At 58.2% G+C, this 5336-nt stretch carries 5 protein-coding genes; 4 read left to right on the top strand and 1 reads right to left on the bottom strand.

Annotated features, from left to right (window positions below; translation table 11 throughout):
* Window positions 1–154: 154 nt before the first annotated feature.
* The 4 genes from flgK to fliW all read left to right on the top strand — a co-directional run bounded on the left by flgK (window position 155) and on the right by fliW (window position 4743).
* The gene (flgK, locus tag V6C16_RS07370; protein ID WP_333536196.1) at window positions 155–2302 is read left to right on the top strand and encodes a flagellar hook-associated protein FlgK; all 2148 of its coding nucleotides are present in this window, start codon (window positions 155–157) and stop codon (window positions 2300–2302) included.
* Between the two features lie 174 nt (window positions 2303–2476).
* Window positions 2477–4015 (top strand): flagellin N-terminal helical domain-containing protein, encoded by a 1539-nt coding sequence (locus V6C16_RS07365; protein ID WP_333536197.1) that lies wholly within the window; start codon window positions 2477–2479, stop codon window positions 4013–4015.
* Window positions 4016–4027: 12 nt separating this feature from the next.
* Entirely contained in the window at window positions 4028–4264 is a 237-nt protein-coding gene (gene csrA / locus V6C16_RS07360) for a carbon storage regulator CsrA (RefSeq protein ID WP_012625619.1), read from the top strand.
* Window positions 4243–4743: a flagellar assembly protein FliW gene (gene fliW, locus V6C16_RS07355; RefSeq protein ID WP_333536198.1), complete on the top strand. Its 501-nt coding sequence runs from the start codon at window positions 4243–4245 to the stop codon at window positions 4741–4743. The genes csrA and fliW overlap by 22 nt, the downstream gene beginning before the upstream one ends.
* A 223-nt stretch (window positions 4744–4966) precedes the next feature.
* Here the strand turns inward: fliW and V6C16_RS07350 are convergent.
* The coding region (locus tag V6C16_RS07350; protein WP_442886194.1) for a hypothetical protein at window positions 4967–5336 on the bottom strand (370 nt) is incomplete at its 5' end.

The following is a 5336-nucleotide window of genomic DNA, read 5'->3' as shown; positions in this document are numbered from 1 at the left end:
GCTTTCGCTGGCGCTGCTCGACCAGAGCAGCCGCACGCTCCAGGCTCTCACAAGCCAGGCCATGCCCCCCAAGGCGGAAACCTACGGCCGCCGCGGCGGCATGCGCGTACAGAATCATCCCGAGGCGGCGCTTATCTCAGGGAGGCTCTAGGTCATGCTTAACGGTCTGCTCAATATCGGCAAGACAGCTCTTGGAGCTTCACAGGCGTGGATATCGGTTACCGGCAGCAATATTGCCAACGCCGATACCGAGGGCTATTCCCGCCGGTATGTAGACCAGCGTGACGCCGGAACCATCACCGCCAAACCGGGCGGCGAAAGTCTTGGCGTCAATGCCCAGCAGATCCTGCGCTTTTTTGACGCCTTTCTTGAGCGCTCCTATGTGCGCCAGTCCACCAACTCTTCCCGCTGGAAAGAGCAGGACATGGTGCTTTCTTCGGTGGAAAACCTGTTCAACGAATCCAACCGGGCGGGCATAAGCTCGTCTCTGGATAATTTTTTCAAGGGTTGGCAAGATCTTACCCAGTTGCCTGACGACAATGCCTATCGTGAAAGCCTGCTTTCGCAGGCCGACAACCTGAGCGACATGTTCAGCAGCACTGCGGCAGGGCTCAAAGCCATCCAGAACGAGATGGATGTTTCCATCAAGCAGTCTGTGGACCGCATCAATGCCCTGTCCAAAGGCATTGCCGACCTCAACAGGCAGATCACCACCAATACCGTTGACGGCGTGAGCAATCCCAACGCGCTGCTTGACCAGCGCGACCAGATGGTGCGCGAGCTGGCAAGCCTTGTGGATGTGGAGACCATCGACAACGGCAAGGGCAACTTCACCGTGCAGCTCACCACCGGCCAGCCGTTGGTGCAGGGGCAGAACGTCAATGTGCTCGAAGTGATGGGGCCGCGCGCCGAAAGTCATCTGAGCGTCGGATCGGCCTATAAGGGCGCCGTTGAATTTCAGGGTACGGACAACCACGAATACACCGTGGATATCGTTACCGGCGGCAAGGCGGGCGATGTGCCCCCGCCCAGCTTCCGCGTGTCGCTCGACGGCGGCAAGACCTGGCTGCGTGACGAAGACGGCAAGGAAATGCGCTTCGAGATCACCGACACCGACGGCGACGGCAAGGCGGACCCCGTACAGGTGAAGAATCTCAAGATTTCCTTCACCGCCACAGACAATTTCACTGCGGGCGACCAGTTCGACATCATGCCCATGAGCGGCCTGTACTGGATAGAGCCTACGCGCGGCCCGCAGAACGTGACGCCCCAGACCTTTTTTGACGGTTCGGAAAACAGGAACCGCGTTACCGGCGGCAAGCTGAGCTCATACTTCACCGTGCGTGACGACAACTGCGGCCGCTATCTCGACGAGCTTAATGCCGTGGCTTCGTCCCTTATCTGGGAGGTCAACCGCCTTCACAGTCAGGGAACCGGCACGGAAATGCTCAGCTATGCCCAGGGTTCGCAGATGGTGCAGAGCACGCAGCAGCCCCTCGGTTCGCCCCAGGCCATCCTGCCCTATGCGGACAAGCTGCAAAGCGGCAACGTGAACATCTATTTTTACGACAAGACCACCGGCGCTTTTCGCGAAACGGATACCGGCGTCAATACACTGGACTTCAGCTCCATCACTCCGCCCGGAACCGTAAACTTTGACCCGGCGCAGCACACCCTGCAGGACGTATGCAACGTCATCAACAGCAGCTTTGCCGACAAGAACGCGCCCGGCCTGAACATGCTCAAGGCGACCATTCAGGACGGCAAGTTGCTCATAGAGGCCAATCCGGCCTGTAACGTGAGTTTTGCTATGGGGGTGGACAGCACTGGGCTTATGGCCGCGCTGGGCATCAACACGTTTTTTACGGGCGACAGCGCCACCAACATGGCGGTCAGCAGCCAGTTGCACACCAATGTCAACCTGATCGCCGCCGGGGCCGTGAACGGGCAGAATCAGGCCAACAAGGGCGATAACGTCACTGCCACGGCCATCGGGGAGCTTGCCGGCAAAAAGGTGACGGTCTCCACCACCTGGAAGACCGTGAGCAACCAGAGCATCGGTGAGTATTACGCCACGCTGGTGACCACCGTGGGCGCTGACAGGCGGCTTGCCAAGACCAATTCGGAATATCACACGGCCCTGTCCACCGACCTTGAAGACCGCGTGACCTCGGTGACAGGGGTGAACCTGGATGAGGAAATGTCCAACCTCATAAAGTATCAGCACTCTTACACGGCGGCGGCAAAGCTTATCACCACTGCCGACCAGATGCTGCAAACCCTGCTGGGCCTCAAGCAGTAGAGCAATTTCTTCTTGAAATTCCTCTGGCGGACGCGGGAGCGGACGAACTGATCTGAACCGCCGGGTCAAGCCCGGATAGCAGGCGCAATATCTTCATGCCTGTCCGTGGCTGTACCAGAGCCTTGCATCAGGCGGACACGTATTTTCCGGCGGGAATATGCTCAAGGAGTTGCCATGTCCATTCGCGTAACACAAAGCTCCATGTACAATACCATGGTGGGGCAGATGCAGAAAAGCCTTTCTGCATATATGGAAAGTAACGAGCAAGGCTCAACGCAGAAAAAGATCAACCGTCCTTCCGACGATCCTGCGGGCATGTATCGTGTGCTCATGACACGGGATGATATCAGCGCAACCAAGCAGTATCAGTCCAACTGCGATACGGCCAAGGGCTGGCTTGAGCTGGCGGACAGCGTGCTTGGAACGCAACTGAGCAATACCATCATCAGCCTCAAGAGCCGCATGGAGCAGGCCGCCACAGGAACCACGGCCGATCAGCGCAAGCTCATTGCCGAGGAGGCGCGCGAAATTTTCGGTCAGATACTCAATCTGTCCAACACGCAGTTTAACGGCAAAAGCATCTTTGGCGGGCAGCGCTATGACCTCAATGCCTTTGAGCAGGGCCTGGGCCTGACCTGCTGGGACGATACGTGGAATACCGCGATCAGCGGGGGCAACTACTCCATTGAAGGCGCAAGCAACAGCTCCATGATGGTGCAGTTCACGGATACCGGCACTCTTGGCGCTAACGCGCTGACATATCGCTGGTCCAAGGACGGCGGCGAAACCTGGAAAACCGAAACCGTGGCGGCGGGCAGCCGCACGCTGGTGGCCGACGGCGTGACCATCACCATGAACCAGGACATGGCCGTCAGCGCGGCGGATATAAGCCTTGGCCCCGGCGCCAACAACGGCACGCTCGTGTATATACGCCCCACGGCCGTCTATCAGGGCGACGATAACGATCCGCCGCCGGAAATGACCGTCATGGGCGGTCCCGCCGGGCTGGAAACAAAGGCCTACGGCGCTTTCGGCAATAACGTGCTGGTGCGTATGGACACTGACGTGGATCTTGGGACCACGGGTACGGCGTTCAACTATTCCTACAGTCTGGACAACGGCGGAACCTGGGTCACGGCTTCGGGGCAGACCACGGGGGGCGGCACGGTTCGCCTGCCGGTTCCCGGCGGTTATATGGATATGGACACCACAGGCATTATCCCGGCGACAACGCAGATCAAGGCGGGTACGCAGGTGCTCATCCATCCCTCGCGCGCCAACCTGAATCTGGAGATCATGCAGGGAACCTACATCTCCGTGAACAACGTGGGCAAGGATATTTTCGGGGGCTACTATGACGGCCAGCCGTCGCTTGAGGGCGGCAAGAATCTTTTTGAAGTGGTGGGCGAATTCATCGCTTACTGCGAAAACAACAATCAGGAAGGCTGCCAGAAAAGCCTGGCCGCCATCGAACAGGCCCAGGCCCATATTCTTGCGCAGGAAGCCCGCATCGGCGGACTGGAAAACCGCGTCAGCATGGCGCAGGACGTGCTCAGCTTTCAAAAGCTGGACCAGGAAGAGCGATTGAGCTACACTGAAGACATTGACCTGACAGAGCTGCTGGCAAAGCTGACGCGGCAGCAGTTGACGTACCAGACGGTGCTTCAGTCTTCTTCAATGATTATGCAGTTGAGCCTTGCCAAGTACATCTAACAGGTAGCATCTATGCTTATACTGACGCGCCGCCCGGGTGAAAGCCTGTACCTGGGTGAAAATATACGCATAACCGTTCTGGGTATGCAGGGCAAACAGGTCAAGCTTGGCCTGGAAGTGCCGGGCGACACAACCGTTTACCGCGAGGAAGTGTATAAACGGGTTGTGGAGGAAAACCGCCGCGCCCTTGAAACCAGTAACAACGACCTTATGGTGGCTGCTGAATTATGGCACGAAACAAAGAAATAGAAATCGACACCCGCCTTGGCCGCCGGAGCGTCGATGCCGACAAGGTTGTACATTTTCCGCGCGGGCTGGCCGGTTTTGAAAATGAACGGGACTTCATACTGCTGCAGATTCGGCCCGAAGCCCCTTTGCTTATCCTGCAAAGCATGAATAATCCTGTGGTGGGCCTGCTGGTGGCCGACCCCTACAGTTTTATGGAAAAAGGCGCGTATGCGCCTGCCATGGGCGAAGCCGAAAAGCAGCTTTTGCGCATCTCGTGCCTGGATGAGGCCGCTGTTCTGGTGACGGTTGCCATCCCCGCCGGGCAACCCGGCGAGGCGGCACTCAATCTGGCCGGACCCATTGTCATCAATTCGCGCGAGCGCATCGGGCTTCAGGTTCCCCAATGCACTGACGGCCCGCAGCAGATATACATGCACAGCCTCAAGCCCGTTGATGAAAACGGACAGGCAGAAAAAAGCGAAACCGCCCCCGCGGAATAGCTGAGTTCTTGGCCCCGGCGGGCAAGAGGTTGTTTCGGTTTTTTGCAAGGCCCCTTTTTTCAGCTGCTGAAAAAAGGGGCCTTGGCTTGTTTGGGAAGGGCATTTTCCGGCTGAATGAAAACCTTGAAATGTGAAGCATTTCAAAGTGGGTCTGCTCCGGAGCATTTGAACTTTGAAATTGCTCTGGCGAACGCGGGAGCAGTCGCCCGCCACGGATATGAGGCTACCGCTTTTTGGGGGCTGGTCCTGTTTCGGCCGGCTGGCTCTGCTTGACCGAAGGTGCAGAATGCTCCGTATCTTTTGCCGCCGCGCTGTCGCCGCCCTCAACATGTACCGTGGGCAGGGCTGCAAATGCGGGTTCATGCAGGTTCATGGCCTCAATGACAGTTCCGGTAATATCCATGCCGGGCGCAGTGTCCAGCAGGCCGTTGCGGGCCAGCACCATTTGCGCCTTGTAGCTTTCGCGCCAGCGGGCCGCTTCTGTCAGCATATGGCTTACAACCACCTGTCTGGCGGCTTCCTCTTCCAGTGCCATTTGGCGGCGCAGGGTGCGCAGCCCCTGAGCCAGCGCCTGTTCCCGCTCTGTGGGCGGC

Source organism: Desulfovibrio sp. 1188_IL3213, from assembly GCF_036763145.1.
In the GTDB taxonomy this organism is placed as follows: Bacteria; Desulfobacterota; Desulfovibrionia; order Desulfovibrionales; family Desulfovibrionaceae; genus Desulfovibrio.
The sequence above is the reverse complement of the archived record's forward strand: the minus strand, read 5'-3'. Positions and strand labels throughout refer to the sequence as shown.